The 13,815-nt window shown below is 23.8% G+C and carries 16 protein-coding genes; 6 read left to right on the top strand and 10 right to left on the bottom strand.

Features of this window, described 5'->3' with window-relative positions; all coding sequences use genetic code 11:
- Window positions 1–6: 6 nt before the first annotated feature.
- From BGIGA_RS02200 to BGIGA_RS02180, 5 genes are all read right to left on the bottom strand, one after another.
- A complete protein-coding gene (locus tag BGIGA_RS02200) occupies window positions 7–1,650 on the bottom strand; it encodes a DEAD/DEAH box helicase (RefSeq protein ID WP_014726747.1) in 1,644 nt (547 codons plus the stop codon).
- Between the two features lie 79 nt (window positions 1,651–1,729).
- Window positions 1,730–2,977, bottom strand: a complete 1,248-nt coding sequence (locus BGIGA_RS02195; protein WP_014726746.1) for an MATE family efflux transporter — start codon at window positions 2,975–2,977, stop codon at window positions 1,730–1,732.
- 151 nt (window positions 2,978–3,128) lie between these two features.
- On the bottom strand, window positions 3,129–4,235 hold the full coding sequence (gcvT, locus tag BGIGA_RS02190) for a glycine cleavage system aminomethyltransferase GcvT (RefSeq protein WP_014726745.1): 1,107 nt from the start codon (window positions 4,233–4,235) through the stop codon (window positions 3,129–3,131).
- Window positions 4,219–4,632 carry a 6-carboxytetrahydropterin synthase gene (locus BGIGA_RS02185; RefSeq protein ID WP_014726744.1) on the bottom strand — a complete coding sequence of 138 codons (414 nt, stop codon included), beginning with the start codon at window positions 4,630–4,632 and terminating at the stop codon, window positions 4,219–4,221. Before BGIGA_RS02185 ends, gcvT begins: the two co-directional genes overlap by 17 nt.
- A complete protein-coding gene (locus tag BGIGA_RS02180; RefSeq protein ID WP_014726743.1) occupies window positions 4,629–5,171 on the bottom strand; it encodes an isopentenyl-diphosphate delta-isomerase in 543 nt (180 codons plus the stop codon). Before BGIGA_RS02180 ends, BGIGA_RS02185 begins: the two co-directional genes overlap by 4 nt.
- Before the next feature lie 60 nt (window positions 5,172–5,231).
- Here BGIGA_RS02180 and BGIGA_RS02175 point away from each other — a divergent pair, with 60 nt between their 5' ends.
- Both BGIGA_RS02175 and BGIGA_RS02170 read left to right on the top strand, forming a co-directional pair.
- The gene (locus tag BGIGA_RS02175) at window positions 5,232–5,687 is read left to right on the top strand and encodes a hotdog fold thioesterase (protein ID WP_014726742.1); all 456 of its coding nucleotides are present in this window, start codon (window positions 5,232–5,234) and stop codon (window positions 5,685–5,687) included.
- On the top strand, window positions 5,671–6,729 hold the full coding sequence (locus BGIGA_RS02170) for a chorismate-binding protein (RefSeq protein WP_014726741.1): 1,059 nt from the start codon (window positions 5,671–5,673) through the stop codon (window positions 6,727–6,729). The genes BGIGA_RS02175 and BGIGA_RS02170 overlap by 17 nt, the downstream gene beginning before the upstream one ends.
- Here the strand turns inward: BGIGA_RS02170 and BGIGA_RS02165 are convergent.
- Entirely contained in the window at window positions 6,722–8,020 is a 1,299-nt protein-coding gene (locus tag BGIGA_RS02165) for an NAD(P)/FAD-dependent oxidoreductase (protein WP_014726740.1), read from the bottom strand. The two genes, BGIGA_RS02170 and BGIGA_RS02165, sit on opposite strands and share 8 nt — an antisense overlap.
- A gap of 85 nt (window positions 8,021–8,105) precedes the next feature.
- On the opposite strand from BGIGA_RS02165, the gene BGIGA_RS02160 reads away from it, so the two are divergent.
- Complete coding sequence (locus BGIGA_RS02160) at window positions 8,106–8,813, top strand: zinc metallopeptidase (RefSeq protein ID WP_014726739.1); 708 nt, start codon at window positions 8,106–8,108, stop codon at window positions 8,811–8,813.
- A gap of 1 nt (window position 8,814) precedes the next feature.
- On the opposite strand, the gene BGIGA_RS03125 is transcribed toward BGIGA_RS02160, so the two are convergent.
- From BGIGA_RS03125 to nusB, 4 genes are read right to left on the bottom strand one after another with little or no spacing between them, the layout of a single operon-like run.
- Window positions 8,815–8,922, bottom strand: coding sequence for a 30S ribosomal protein THX (locus tag BGIGA_RS03125; RefSeq protein WP_014726738.1), 108 nt, complete (start codon window positions 8,920–8,922; stop codon window positions 8,815–8,817).
- A gap of 7 nt (window positions 8,923–8,929) precedes the next feature.
- On the bottom strand, window positions 8,930–9,559 hold the full coding sequence (coaE, locus tag BGIGA_RS02155) for a dephospho-CoA kinase (protein ID WP_014726737.1): 630 nt from the start codon (window positions 9,557–9,559) through the stop codon (window positions 8,930–8,932).
- Window positions 9,537–9,878: a preprotein translocase subunit YajC gene (gene yajC / locus BGIGA_RS02150; RefSeq protein WP_014726736.1), complete on the bottom strand. Its 342-nt coding sequence runs from the start codon at window positions 9,876–9,878 to the stop codon at window positions 9,537–9,539. Before yajC ends, coaE begins: the two co-directional genes overlap by 23 nt.
- 23 nt (window positions 9,879–9,901) lie before the next feature.
- The gene (gene nusB / locus BGIGA_RS02145) at window positions 9,902–10,834 is read right to left on the bottom strand and encodes a transcription antitermination factor NusB (RefSeq protein WP_014726735.1); all 933 of its coding nucleotides are present in this window, start codon (window positions 10,832–10,834) and stop codon (window positions 9,902–9,904) included.
- A gap of 102 nt (window positions 10,835–10,936) precedes the next feature.
- Here nusB and BGIGA_RS02140 point away from each other — a divergent pair, with 102 nt between their 5' ends.
- The 3 genes from BGIGA_RS02140 to BGIGA_RS02130 all read left to right on the top strand — a co-directional run bounded on the left by BGIGA_RS02140 (window position 10,937) and on the right by BGIGA_RS02130 (window position 13,763).
- The gene (locus BGIGA_RS02140) at window positions 10,937–12,673 is read left to right on the top strand and encodes an ABC transporter ATP-binding protein (RefSeq protein ID WP_014726734.1); all 1,737 of its coding nucleotides are present in this window, start codon (window positions 10,937–10,939) and stop codon (window positions 12,671–12,673) included.
- A gap of 75 nt (window positions 12,674–12,748) precedes the next feature.
- Complete coding sequence (locus BGIGA_RS02135) at window positions 12,749–13,144, top strand: DUF3276 family protein (RefSeq protein ID WP_014726733.1); 396 nt, start codon at window positions 12,749–12,751, stop codon at window positions 13,142–13,144.
- A gap of 139 nt (window positions 13,145–13,283) precedes the next feature.
- Window positions 13,284–13,763 (top strand): KdsC family phosphatase, encoded by a 480-nt coding sequence (locus tag BGIGA_RS02130; protein WP_369710658.1) that lies wholly within the window; start codon window positions 13,284–13,286, stop codon window positions 13,761–13,763.
- Window positions 13,764–13,815: the final 52 nt, after the last annotated feature.

Below are 13,815 nucleotides of genomic sequence, written 5' to 3'. Positions count from 1 at the left end.
AAAATTTTAGTTTTTAATTTCTATAGAAAAAGGTCTTCCCAGATGATTGATTCTGCTCATTCCTATTAATATTTTATTTCTATAACGTTTTTCTACTTCAAATAACGAAGAATTTGATAAAATTTCTATATGGCCAATATTAATACGTGAGTTATTAACTGCTTGATTGATTAAATTTATTAATCCTAATTTAGTTAAATTATCTTTAGATCCTATATTTAAAAAAAGTTTTGAGAAAGATTCTTTTTTTAATTTTTTTGTTTTTGATAAATCTCTTTTTTTTAGATAGTTTTTTTTGTAAGATTTGTAAGAAAAAGAAACAGGATTTAAATCTTTAGAATTTTTATAATAATTTATAAAATGATTAAATTTAATCCAGGAAAAACGTTTTATTAATTCTTTTTTATCTAGGAATTCTAGATGTTTTTGTATTTCTGGAAGAAATTTTTTCATTAGTTTCTCATCTACAACTATTTTTTTTACTTTTTTTACAAAATTAAATAATTGTTTTTCACATATTTCTTCTCCAGTTGGAAGCATAATACGATCAAAATTTTTTCCAGTTCTTTTTTCGAATTCTCTTAAATTTCTAATTTCTTTAGTTTGAATAATACAAACAGAAATTCCTATATTTCCAGCTCTTCCAGTTCGACCGCTTCTATGTACATAAGTTTCGCTTTCATTTGGAATGCTATAATTAATAACATGAGTAATATTGTTGACATCTAATCCACGAGCGGCAACATCTGTTGCTACAAGCAATTGTAAATTTCTGTTCCTAAATTTATTCATAACAGATTCACGTTGTGTTTGTGAAAGATCTCCATGTAAAGCATCTGCATTATAACTATCTTTAATTAAAAATTCTGCTATTTCCTTAGTTTCTTTTTTAGTGCTACAAAATATGATTCCATAAATATCAGGATTTATATCTACAATTCTTTTTAAAGCTAAATATTTTTTACTAAAATTTTCTATGATGTAATAAACATGTTTTACATCATCGGATCCTATATTTTTTTTTCCTACAACAATTTCTACAGGATCTATTAAATATTTTTTAGCAATCGCGTTCATATATCTAGACATTGTAGCCGAAAACAATAGACTTTGTTTTTTTTTTGGCAATTTTTCTATTATATAATCTAACTCATCTTTAAATCCCATATTTAGCATTTCATCAGCTTCATCAAGTACTAAATATTGAACTTCATTAAAATATAATTTTTTTCTTTTGATTAAATCAATAATCCTTCCTGGAGTTCCTACTATAATATGAGTTTTATTTTTTAAAGATTTTATTTGAGAGTGGATATTCGCTCCTCCGTATAAAGAAACGATTCTTATAAATGATGAAAATTTTGAAAAACGACAAAAATCACGTGTTATTTGTATACATAATTCTCTTGTAGGACATAAAATTAAAGCTTGAGGAAGAGATGATTCAAAATTCATTTTTTGAATAATTGGAAGACCAAAAGCAGCTGTTTTTCCTGTTCCTGTTTGTGCTAATGCTATAATATCTTTTTCTGAAGATAACAAAAAAGGGATCACTTTTTCTTGTATCGGGGTTGGATACTTAAACCCTATATATTCTATAGCTTGAATTATACTATCGTTAAAAAAATTATATTCTTTAAATGTTTTCATAAAAGAATGGTAAAAATGCTATTAAATGTTGCATAACAAATATATATATTTATATTTAATATGAATAGTTTGTTGAATATTAAACGTTTATTGCATTTTTTTTTATGAGTTTTTGAATTATACTTTTATATCTTGCAAAAAGTAACATAGCTGATATAGTTAATCCTAATCCTAATCCAATCCATACTCCTGTTCCTCCCATTTTAATGGATAAAAACCATGATGCAGGTATAGCAACAATACAATAAGAAAAGAAACTAATCCACATCGGAATATGAACATCTTGTAATCCTCTTAATGCGCCAAGAATAATTCCTTGTAATCCGTCAGATAATTGAAAAAAACTGGCTATAACAATCATTTTTTCTGCAAGTTGTATAACTTCATCATCATTTTTTATATAGATATAAGGAATGTCACTTCGAAAGAAAAAAAAGAAAAAACTACAGATTAACATAAAAATAAATCCCATAAAAAAAATAGATTTTCCTATTCTTTTTAATTCTAAAAAATTTTTTAAAGCAAATTGATTTCCTATTCTTATTGTGGCCGCTACAGAAAAACCTGTACTCAGAAGGAAAGTGGATGATACTAAATTAATAACTATTTGATGTGCAGCTAACACTTTGGTTCCACATTTTCCTGATATAAAAGAAGAAATAGCAAAAGCACTCATTTCAAACAACATATGTAATCCAGAAGGAATCCCTATTTTCAATATTTTTTTCATACATTCTTTTTCTAAAAAAAAACATTTTAATTCATTGTAGTAATTATGTACTTTTTTGTATTTATACAACAAAATAAAAATTCCAATTAACATAGTTGTACGAGATATTAAAGTAGCATAAGCAACCCCGATAATGCCTAATTTAGAAAATCCACAAATTCCATTGATAAATATATAATTTAATATTATGTTAATAAAAGCGGAAATCCAAGTTACAACAAGACCAGGAAATACTAAAGATATTCCTTCTGAAAACTTTCGAAAAACTTCAAACATCATCCAAGGAATAATAGAAATAGACACGATTTTTAAAAAAGATATAGTTTCATTTAATATTTCTTTAGGTTGTCCTAAATAAGGAAAAATGTAGCAAAATATATGTATCAATCCATACATAAATATGGATAAGAAAAAATTTAAAATTAATCCATGGTGCAAAACAATGGCTCCCTTTTTATATTCTTGTTTTGCATCTATAGATGCGATTAATGAAGCTATAGCTGTGGATATACCCAATCCAAAAATGATCATAATAAAAAAAACAGCATTAGCTAATGAAACAGAAGCTAAAGCTTGTTTCCCTAAAATACCAACCATCATATTATCAGATAATCCAACAAATATTACGCCTAATTGAGTAAAGAATACAGGAACAGCTAATAAAAAATTTTTTTTAATATGTTTTAAATATACTATAGCTTTTATCTTTGATAAAATTATGATTTTAAAACTTACACTTAATTTACATTCAATTTTGTACTTTAATAAAAGGTAATTTTACCATTTTAATGAGTATTTTTTGATTTCTTATAAAAATAAATATAGAATTTGTTTTTTTTTGACTTGTTAAATATCCTAATCCAATTCCTTTTTTTAAAACTGGGGAATAAACACCAGAGGTTACATAACCAATGGAAATATTATTTTCATCTATTAACAAATGTCCTTGTCTTGGAATTTTATTTTTTTCTTCTACAAGAAAAGATATAAATTTTTTATATTTTCCTTCTTTCTTTTGTTTTTGTAATATTTCTTTTGCTATAAATTCTTTTTCGAATTTTATGATCCAAGATAAATTGGCTTCTACAGGTGTTATTTTCTCAGAAATATCTTGTCCATATAAACGATATCCCATTTCTAATCTTAATGAATTTCTGCTTGCTATTCCGCAAGGAATTATTTTATCTATTTCTAGAATGTCATTCCATATTTTTTCTGCATTTTTATTGGAAACATAAATTTCTATTCCTTTAGATCCTGTATATCCTGTACGAGAAATTAATACATTTTTTATTCCTGAAAACTCTCCTACTTCAAAATGATAAAAAGAAATTTTATTTAATGAAATATTTGTTAATTTTTGAGTATAAAATAAAGACATAGGTCCTTGAATGGCTAAAATAGAATATTTTAAAGTATGATCTATCAATTCAACATCATAATATTTGTATTTTACAATATGATTTTTTATCCATTTTCTATTTTTTTCAATATTAGCAGCATTAACTATAAGTAAAAATTTTTCTTCCGATATTTTATAAATAACTAGATCATCTATAATTCCTCCTTTTTTATTAATAAAACAATTATATTGAGCTTGTCCAATTTTTATTTTAGATAGATCATTTGTAGTTATATATTGAATAAGGTCTACGGAATGTTTCCCTTTCAAAATAAATTTTCCCATATGACTGACATCAAAAACTCCAGCAGAATTTCTTACAGACATATGTTCTGTTAAAGAAGAAGTATATTGAAGTGGTATGTAAAATCCTGAATAGTTAACCATTTTAGCTCCCAAACAAATGTGATTATCATATAAAATAGTTTTTTTAAGATTATGACTTTCCCTCATATTCTACAAAATTATTTATCGTTTCGTACAAAGTTATTTTTAAATCTAAGTTAGAAGATATTTTTTTATTTATTCGATTCCACATGAAAATAACAATGTTTTCTATAGTGGGATTAATAGATGAAAATTCTTTAATATCTAAATTAATATTTTTATGATCAAAAAGTTTTTCTATTTCATAAGAAAGAATCTGTTTCAACTTTTGTAAATTGAAAACAAATCCTGTTTCTGGATCAATTTTTCCTGTCACACTTACGATATATTCATAATTGTGCCCATGATAGTTTAAATGAGCGCATTTTCCAAATGTATCAACATTTTTTTGATAATCCCAATGATTATTGTAAAGTCTATGTGCAGCACTAAAATATCCTTTTCGACTTATGGTAGCTATCATATTTCAATACATTTTAATTGACTTAAATAATTTTTAATAATAATTTTAAACCAAATAGTATAGGAATTTGGACAAATATGAATATTTTTAATTAATTCATTTAATGAAATCCATTTCCAATTATCTACTTCTTTAAAATTTATAACTGGAGATTTTTCATAGTATCCTACAAAAACATGATCTAATTCATTTTCTATTAAACCATTACTTAAATATTCATGATAAATAAAACTAAATTTTTGTTCTAAAAAACAATCAAAACCCATTTCTTCTATCAAACAACGATGAGCTGCTTTTAAAACAGATTCATTTTTTCTAGGATGACTACAACAAGTATTAGTCCAAAGCAAAGAAGAATGATATTTTTTTGAAGATCTTTTTTGCAACATTAAATTTTTTTCTATATTAAAAATAAAAACAGAAACAGCACTATGTAGTAATCCTTTTATATGAATTTTTTCTTTTTTTTCAAACCCTATAATTTGTTTTTCCTTTCCTATTAAAGGAATAAGATTTTCATCTAGTTTTTTCCTTTTCATACATATTTAATTTTTCTATGTAAAAAAAATAGATAAAATAATGTTAAATTAATTTATATTATGAAAAAAAAAAATCAAGAATTATTAAATGAATTAAATAATTTTAAGAAAAACACATTGATAAACATAATGCAAATTCAATTTATTTTTTTATCTCCTAAATTGGATACATTAATAGCAAAAATGCCTATAACCTATAAAACACTTCAACCTTTTGGATATCACCATGGAGGTGCTACTATAATTTTAGCTGAAAGCGTTGGAAGTTCTATTTCTTTTATAAATATTAGAAATGAAAAAAAAAATAATTTGAATGTTTTTAGTATTGAAATTTCTGCAAATCATGTTAGATCCATAAAAAAAGGAATTTTATTTGCCAAAGCTAAAATTTTTCATAAAGGAAACATTTTACATTTTGTTAGAGTTAACATTTATGATGAAAAAAAAAACATTATTAGTTTTTGCAAATTAACTAATATTATAATTATTAAAAATAAAGATGTCAACAAAAATTAGTGTTTTTTCTTTATATAAAAAAATTATAAAAAATTATTATAACCAAAATAATTTCGTTATTTTTAAAAAACCTTATGATAAAAAAATATTTTTTTATTCTCACTGCAATCGGTGTAACTGTGATTATGTTAGTGAAAAATTTTTTTTAATTAAAAGTTTTAATCACGATCATACTATAAAAATATATCCAGAAAAAATTTATTGTGTAGATATAAAAAATAAAAAAGGAAATATTTTTTCTTCTTTCTGGGAAAGAAATTCTTTCTTTTTAACATATTCTTATAAATATAAAAATTTAATAAAAAAAGCTATTGAAAATATAAAAAAAGGAATTTTTGAAAAAGTTGTTTTATCCAGATCTGTAAAAATTCCCTTTAGTCATTTTTATTTTAGAAAAACATTTTTAAAATTAATTTATACTTATCCCAATGCTTTAATTAGTCTTTGGTATGATTCCCATTATGGATTTTGGATTGGATGTACTCCCGAATTACTTATGAAATGTTATAATAAAGAGTTAAAAATTTCAGCTTTAGCAGGAACTATTTGGGGATCCATTAGTAAATGGACAATAAAAGAAATAGAAGAACATAAAATTGTAATAAGATATATTATTCATCTTTTGAAATTTTATAAAGGTTCTATTTATATAGGAGATACTAAAGTTATAAAAATTGGTCATTTAAAACATTTAGAAACTCCAATTTATTTTTATTTTTATGAGAAGCCTGATTATTATGAAATATTAAACAGGTTGCATCCAACCCCTTCTATCTGTGGTTATCCAAAAAAAAAATCTTTATATTTTATTCATGAAAATGAAGGATTTAAAAGAAATTTCTATACAGGTTATATTGGAATTGTTAATAACAACAACATGGAATTATATCTTCATTTAAGATGTGTAAGAATAAAAGAAAGTAAAAAAGAAATGACTTTATATGCCGGTAGTGGTATTACTATAGATAGCAACATCCATCAAGAATATATGGAAACAGAAAATAAAATGAAAAATATTCTTTCTCAACTTATTTTTAAATAATTTTTTTTTTTCTATGAAATGGTCTGATAATCAAACGTACGCTTTTGTTGTAATGAAAATATTGAATGATCCAATTGGTTAAAGCTATTGCTTTATTTCTAAAACCTACTAAACTAATTAAATGAACAAACATCCAAACAATCCACGCTAAAAAACCTTTTAATTTTAAATAAGGGAAATCACATACAGCTTTATTTCTACCGATAGTAGCCATAGAACCTAAATTTTTGTAAACAAAAGGTTTCATTTTCGTTTTATTATCATTATCAAATAAAAAACAATTTAAATTTTTAGCTAAATGATTCCCTTGTTGTATTGCAGGTTGAGCTGTCATAGGATGACCGTTAGGATAATGTTTATTTTCATTCATATAAGCAACGTCTCCAATTGCAAAAATGTTATTGTATTTTATAGTCTTAAGATAATTGTCTACTAAAATTCTATTTCCTTTTACATCTTCTTTTATAAAACCTTTTAAAATAGCTCCTTTAACCCCTGCAGCCCATATTACATTCGAAGATTCGATTTTTTTATTTTTTTCCATAAAAACAACTTCTCCATTATAGTCTTTGACTAAAGAATTCAACCAAATGATAACTCCTAATTCTTTCAAATTTTTGTAAGCTTGTTTAGCTGATTGTTCAGACATTCCATCTAATAATCTAGAAGTTGCTTGTAATAAATGAATATTCATGTGTTGAATATCTAAATCAGGATAATCATGTGGCAATACGTATTTTTTCATTTCCGCTAATGCTCCAGCTAGCTCTACTCCAGTAGGACCTCCTCCTACAATAACAAAAGTCATCAGTCTTTTTTTTTCCTTGTCATTTTTTGTCAATAAAGCTGTTTCAAAATCTTGCAAAATAACACTTCTTAAATTTAAAGCTTCTGGAATAGATTTCATTGGTAAAGCAAAAGATTCTATATTTTTATTTCCAAAATAATTGGTTACAGATCCTGTTGCTACAATTAAATAATCATAGGATAAACGTCCTATGTTTGTATAGATTCTTTGTTCTTTTGTGTTAATGTAATGCACTTTAGCTAATCTAAAGAAAAAATTTTTTGTTTTTTTAATAATGTTTCTAATAGAATGTGCTATAGAGTCTGGTTCTAAACCTGCCGTAGCTACTTGATATAATAAAGGATGAAAAGTATGATAGTTATTTTTATCTATGAGAACTACTTGAAATTTATCTCTTCTTAATTTTTTTGCTACTTGTAACCCAGCAAATCCAGCACCAATAATAACGACTCTTTTTAGGTTGTTTACTCTTGGTATATTCATAGTCAAAAGTTTGACATATAAGCTAATTTATATATATTTTCATTTTAATTTATAAATTAATAATTTTGTTTAAAAATAGATTTTTATGACTTATTATATTATTGTAGGAACTACTTTTTTTATAAGTGTTATAGTCAATACTATATTAAGGAATAAGTTTATTGCTTATTCTAAGTTATACCTGCATTCGCGTATGAGTGGAAAAGAAATAGCAGAGAAAATGTTAACAGATCATGGAATCTATGATGTGAATGTTATTTCTGTAGAGGGGGAACTTACGGATCATTATAACCCCATTAATAAAACAATAAATTTGAGTGAAAAAGTATACAATGATAGGACTGCAGCTTCAGTTGCAGTAGCAGCTCATGAATGTGGTCATGCTTTACAACATAGATTAGGATACAATTTACTAAAATTACGGAATCATTTAATCCCTATTCTGAATTTTAGTTCTAAATTCATTAATATAGCGATAATGTCTGGATTAACTATTTTTTACAGTTCAGGTGGAAAAGATTCTTTGATTCTTAAATTAGGAATAGGATTGTTTTTTTTAGTAGTATTTTTTTCTTTTGTTACATTACCTATAGAATTTGATGCAAGTAATAGAGCTTTAACTTGGCTAAGAAATAAAAATGTAGTAAACTATCAAGAATATAATAAAGCAAAAGAATCATTAAACTGGGCAGCTATGACTTACGTTGTTTCTGCTTTAGGTAGTTTAGCACAATTAATATATTTTTTGTCTATTTTAACCGACGGTAACAATAAAAAAGAAGAACATTTTTAATTTATTTTTTTTTCTTTTTTTTGTTAGCATTTTTTGGATTTGGACGAAGATTTCCATAGGTTTTATTTCTTATTTTTCCTCTTCTAGTTTTTTTATCTCCTTTACCCATATTGACTTTATGTAATTAATTTTTTTAACATTTTGTGTGTTTTTTCTGCTTCTTTTTGTAAATGGTGTGTTGATAAATAATTTTTAATTATAATATTGGATTTTTTTTCTCTTTTTTTATCAGATATTTGATTTTTTAAACGATATGTAATTTGATTTTCATTTAAATTATCTCTTTTTATTATTCTTTCTATCATATTTTTTTTTGATGAAGTTATAGTTATAACAAAATCACATTCCTGATAACTTCCACTTTCAAATAAAAGAGCTGATTCTTTTACAACATACATAATTTTTTTTTGTATAGATACAGAAAACATCCACTGTTTAAAATCGAGTGACACCCATGGATGTACAATGGAACACAATAATTTTAGCGCTATAGGATTTTGGAATACAATTTCAGATAAATAAAATCTATTTATCTTATTTCTTTTATAAGAATCTTTTCCAAAATATTTTATAATATTTTTTTTTATCAATATTATTTGATTCATTAATATTTTTCCTCTTCGATCTGAATAATAAACAGGGATTCCCTTTTTTTTTAAGAAAGAAGAAAATAAACTTTTTCCAGACCCCATTCTTCCCGTTATACCTACTAATTTTATTTTTCTATTTTCTGTTTTTTTTATCATACTCTATAGTAGAAATGTTGTTGGTACTATTACCATAACGTAATTGAGTTAATTCTTTTGATATTGTATTTTTTTCAAGTTTTATTTTTCCTGTAATAGTTTCTAGAATACAAAAATAATCTGTAATATTTATGATTTTTCCATGTATTCCTGAGTTTGTCACTATATGATTTCCTATTTTTAAATTTTCCTGAAATCGTTTTTCAATTTTTTGCTTTTTTATTTGAGGACGTATCATGAAAAAATAAAATATAATAAAAATTAATACAAACATCCAAATGGTGTTTGCAATCGAATTTTGTTGTAATGAAAAAAACATAAAATGTAATATTTTGAATAAACTTACATAAGTCCTTTTCCTATTTTGAATATTTTATTTTTTTTATACAAAAACTTAAATATATTATCTAATATTCCATTAATAAAAATTTTGCTTTTTTCCATACAAAAAATTTTTGTAATTTCTATATATTCATTCATAGTTGCTTTAGGAGGTATGTTTGGAAAATATAAAAATTCGCAAATTGCCATTTGTAATATAATCAAATCTATAATTGCTATTCTTTTTATATCCCAGTTATTTGATGTATTATTAATTAAATTATTAAATTCGTCTTTGTGAAAAATTGTATTTCGATATAAACTGATGATAAATTTTTTGTTTTCATTGTTTTTATAAATATTGTATAATTTAAAATTTTTAGGTGTAGAAAGATTGATAAATTGTAAAGTTTTGCATACCATCGTATGAGCTATATATAAATCTTCTTCTCCATTAATGTAATATAAATCTTCTATATATTCCACTAATTTTTTATTTGGAATAAAAAAATTTTTATAATATTTTATTAAAAATGTTTTTTCTTCTTCGAAAGAATCGAAAGAAGAATAGGATTCTTTATAATATTTTTTGCAAAAATTTGGTTTTTTTTGCATTTCTTGTAACAACATAAAAATATATTTGTCTTGTTGATTCCATAAAATTTTTACAGAATTTTTTGTTGAATGATATTCTTCTATCAAATATTTATTTTTAGATAGTATTTTTATTACTGAATTGTATGCAAATTTTTGAATAATGGCTGTTTTATTATTAAAATTTATAGCATTTTCTCTAATTTTTAAAATTAAATAAAGAAGAAAAATATACATATGATGTAATGATTCAATACTTTTTAGCATATTTTTTTCAACTTTTTTTGAATCCATTTTAGATAAATGTTGAGCATATAAAAATTGTAAACTTCTTATTCTAAAGTGTCGTCTTATTGACATTTTTTGTTATAATAATGTTGATTTTTATACACAACAAAATTTTTCGTACAATTATATAAATAAAAAATCAAAACTTAAAAAGTTTGTATTTTTGTGTATTATATGAGTGGTTTATTTGCTTTTAGCAAAAGATATTGTCAAAAGTACAAATTTCGTTTGTGTGTAGGATTTTTATTAATTTTAGTATCAAATATTTTAACTTTACTTCCTATTCCTTATATTGGAAAATCAGTTAATACCATAAAAAATCTGTTTACGAATTTTTCTAATACATCAGATTCTTTTTCTTTAAAAAAAGAGATTTGTATTTATACCAGTATTATATTAATAGTCCCAATTATAGGTGGATTTGTGAAATATCATATGCGACAATGCATAATTACTACGTCTAGAATGATAGAGTTTGATATAAAAAATGAAATTTTTTCACATTATCAAAAATTGAGTTTATCTTTTTATAAAAAAAATTCTACAGGGGATTTAATGAATCGTCTTACAGAAGATGTTTCTTTTATAAGACAATATATAGGCCCTGGAATAATGTATTTTTTAAATTTGATTATTCTTTTTTTTATGGTATTTATGCAAATGTTACGGATTAACAAAATGTTGACTTTTTATGTCATTTTACCTATTCCTATTCTTTTTATTTCTATTTATTATATTAGTGTTTATATCACTAATAAGAGTAAAGAAGTTCAAAATTTTCAATCTATTATCTGTTCTTTTGTACAGGAAACCTTTTCAGGAATTCACGTTATTAAATCATTTGTATCAGAAGCTTTTTTTCAAGAAAAACATAAAAAAATTATATTAAAATATCAAAAAAAAAATATAGAATTAGCTAAAATTGACACTATATTATCTTCTGTTATTATATTTTTTATAGGAATTTGTCATTTGTTAATTCTTTTTTTTGGAGGAAAAAAATTCTTTGAAGGAGAAATAAAAGAAATTGGAACTATTGCTGAATTTTTCACATATATAAATGTTTTAATTTTTCCTTTTATTATATTAGGGTGGGTTGTTTCTATTTCAGAAAAAGCTAAAGTATCGCAAATTCGTATTAGTGAATTTTTGAAAGAAAAACCTGAAATATTAAATAATAATCTTATAAAAACAAAAATATTTGGACGAATTCAATTTAAAAATGTGAGTTTTTTTTATTGTAATTATAAAAACAAGAATAATCAAAATCATACAATTAGAAAAATATCCTTTAGTTTGATGAAAGGAAAAACTTTGATTTTAACAGGAGAAACAGGATCAGGTAAAACAACTGTAGGAAGATTAATTTCCCGTTTTTATGATCCAAATCAAGGAGAAATATTAATAGATAATTTATCTTTAAAAAATCACAATTTATATAATTTTAGAAATAATATAGGTTATGTTCCTCAAGAATCTTTTCTTTTTTCAGATTCTATTTATAATAATATAGCTTTAGGAAGTGTAGGAAAAGTAACTCCATGTAAAGTATATGATGCAGCTAAAATTGCTATGATAGAAAATGAAATTTTAAATTTCAAAAATGGATATGAAACTATTATAGGAGAAAGAGGAATTACTTTATCTGGAGGACAAAAACAAAGAATATGTATAGCTAGAGCTATAATAAGAAATCCAAAAATTATTATATTTGATGATAGTTTTTCTGCTATAGATCAGAAAACTAGAAAATTAATTCTTCGTTATCTCAAAAAAGAAATGAGATGTAGCACTATTATCATTATAACTCATGATATTTCTTATATTTCGGAGTTTGATTTATTTATTGTTTTGAAAAATGGAAAAATATCAAAAATAGAAAATCACAATATTTATAAAAATTTATTTTGAATAATTATAATAAAAATAGTATGGACCATTTTTTTTGTTTAGATTTGCTTAATTAGGATTATAATATATATTGAAATGGACGAAAAAGAAAACATCAAAGAAAGAAATGAAATTTGTTCACGTACTCTAAAAACTGGTAGTCGCACTTATTTTTTTGATGCGAGAGAAACAAGAGCTGGTGATTATTATTTGACTATAACTGAAAGTAAGAAAAATTTTTCCGAAACAGGAGAAGTAACTTATAAAAAACACAAAATTTATTTGTATAAAGAAGATTTCTCAAAGTTTCAAAGTATACTTGACGATATGATTCGATTCATTATTAATGAAAAAGGAAGAGAAGTAATTTCAGAACGTCATCAAAAAGATTTTAAAAATCATACTACATACAATCAGGAAATCAAGGATGGACAACAAAAAAAAACCTCAGAGATAAAAAATTTCACAAATATTAATTTTGAGGATATTTAAATTTTTTTAAATCTAATTGATTCATATGTCGTAATGATATTTTTTTTGTGTGTTGGAATAGATGTTTTTTGTTATAAAACAAAAGGAGATGCTATTTTATTGATGTATAATGAAATATATGGAAAATTATATAAGTATAATGAATGATATTAATACTTTCATATTTGATGTAGATGGAGTATTGACAAATTGTACTTTTAATTTATTTCCAGATGGAAATCTGGTTAGACAAATGTTTGCCAAAGATGGATATGCAATGCAATTGGCAAAAAAAAAAGGGTATAATTTATGTATCATAACAAGAGGATCTGATTTAATGGTTTTTAAACGATTGAGAGGTTTAAATATTCGTTATATTTATCAAGGAGTAGATAATAAGAAAAAATATTTAGATGAATATTGTAATATATTAAATATTACTAAAAAAAAAGTTCTCTATATGGGAGATGATATTCCTGATATTGAGATTATGAAATCAGTAGCTTTACCCTGTTCTCCAATAGATGCAGTTCAGGAAGTTAAGGATATATCTAAATATATTTCACCTAAAAGAGGAGGAAGAGGATGCGTAAGAGACGTTATTGAACAAACTTTGAAAATTCAGAAAAATTGGTTTTAGTTTTATTTTATAAAAAAATAGTGTCTTTTCTGAGACACTATTTTTTTTAACT

Origin of the sequence: Blattabacterium sp. (Blaberus giganteus), assembly GCF_000262715.1 — a bacterium.
In the GTDB taxonomy this organism is placed as follows: domain Bacteria; phylum Bacteroidota; class Bacteroidia; order Flavobacteriales; family Blattabacteriaceae; genus Blattabacterium.
This window is presented reverse-complemented; position numbering and strand designations above follow the sequence as displayed.

Bases quoted from the DNA above. Each gene is read 5' to 3' on its own strand.
- BGIGA_RS02200 (WP_014726747.1), bottom strand. From the start codon at position 1,650: ATGAAAACATTTAAAGAATATAATTTTTTTAACGATAGTATAATTCAA.
- BGIGA_RS02195 (WP_014726746.1), bottom strand. From the start codon at position 2,977: ATGGTTGGTATTTTAGGGAAACAAGCTTTAGCTTCTGTTTCATTAGCT.
- gcvT (WP_014726745.1), bottom strand. From the start codon at position 4,235: ATGAGGGAAAGTCATAATCTTAAAAAAACTATTTTATATGATAATCAC.
- BGIGA_RS02185 (WP_014726744.1), bottom strand. From the start codon at position 4,632: ATGATAGCTACCATAAGTCGAAAAGGATATTTTAGTGCTGCACATAGA.
- BGIGA_RS02180 (WP_014726743.1), bottom strand. From the start codon at position 5,171: ATGAAAAGGAAAAAACTAGATGAAAATCTTATTCCTTTAATAGGAAAG.
- BGIGA_RS02175 (WP_014726742.1), top strand. From the start codon at position 5,232: ATGAAAAAAAAAAATCAAGAATTATTAAATGAATTAAATAATTTTAAG.
- BGIGA_RS02170 (WP_014726741.1), top strand. From the start codon at position 5,671: ATGTCAACAAAAATTAGTGTTTTTTCTTTATATAAAAAAATTATAAAA.
- BGIGA_RS02165 (WP_014726740.1), bottom strand. From the start codon at position 8,020: ATGAATATACCAAGAGTAAACAACCTAAAAAGAGTCGTTATTATTGGT.
- BGIGA_RS02160 (WP_014726739.1), top strand. From the start codon at position 8,106: ATGACTTATTATATTATTGTAGGAACTACTTTTTTTATAAGTGTTATA.
- BGIGA_RS03125 (WP_014726738.1), bottom strand. From the start codon at position 8,922: ATGGGTAAAGGAGATAAAAAAACTAGAAGAGGAAAAATAAGAAATAAA.
- coaE (WP_014726737.1), bottom strand. From the start codon at position 9,559: ATGATAAAAAAAACAGAAAATAGAAAAATAAAATTAGTAGGTATAACG.
- yajC (WP_014726736.1), bottom strand. From the start codon at position 9,878: ATGTTTTTTTCATTACAACAAAATTCGATTGCAAACACCATTTGGATG.
- nusB (WP_014726735.1), bottom strand. From the start codon at position 10,834: ATGTCAATAAGACGACACTTTAGAATAAGAAGTTTACAATTTTTATAT.
- BGIGA_RS02140 (WP_014726734.1), top strand. From the start codon at position 10,937: ATGAGTGGTTTATTTGCTTTTAGCAAAAGATATTGTCAAAAGTACAAA.
- BGIGA_RS02135 (WP_014726733.1), top strand. From the start codon at position 12,749: ATGGACGAAAAAGAAAACATCAAAGAAAGAAATGAAATTTGTTCACGT.
- BGIGA_RS02130 (WP_369710658.1), top strand. From the start codon at position 13,284: ATGAATGATATTAATACTTTCATATTTGATGTAGATGGAGTATTGACA.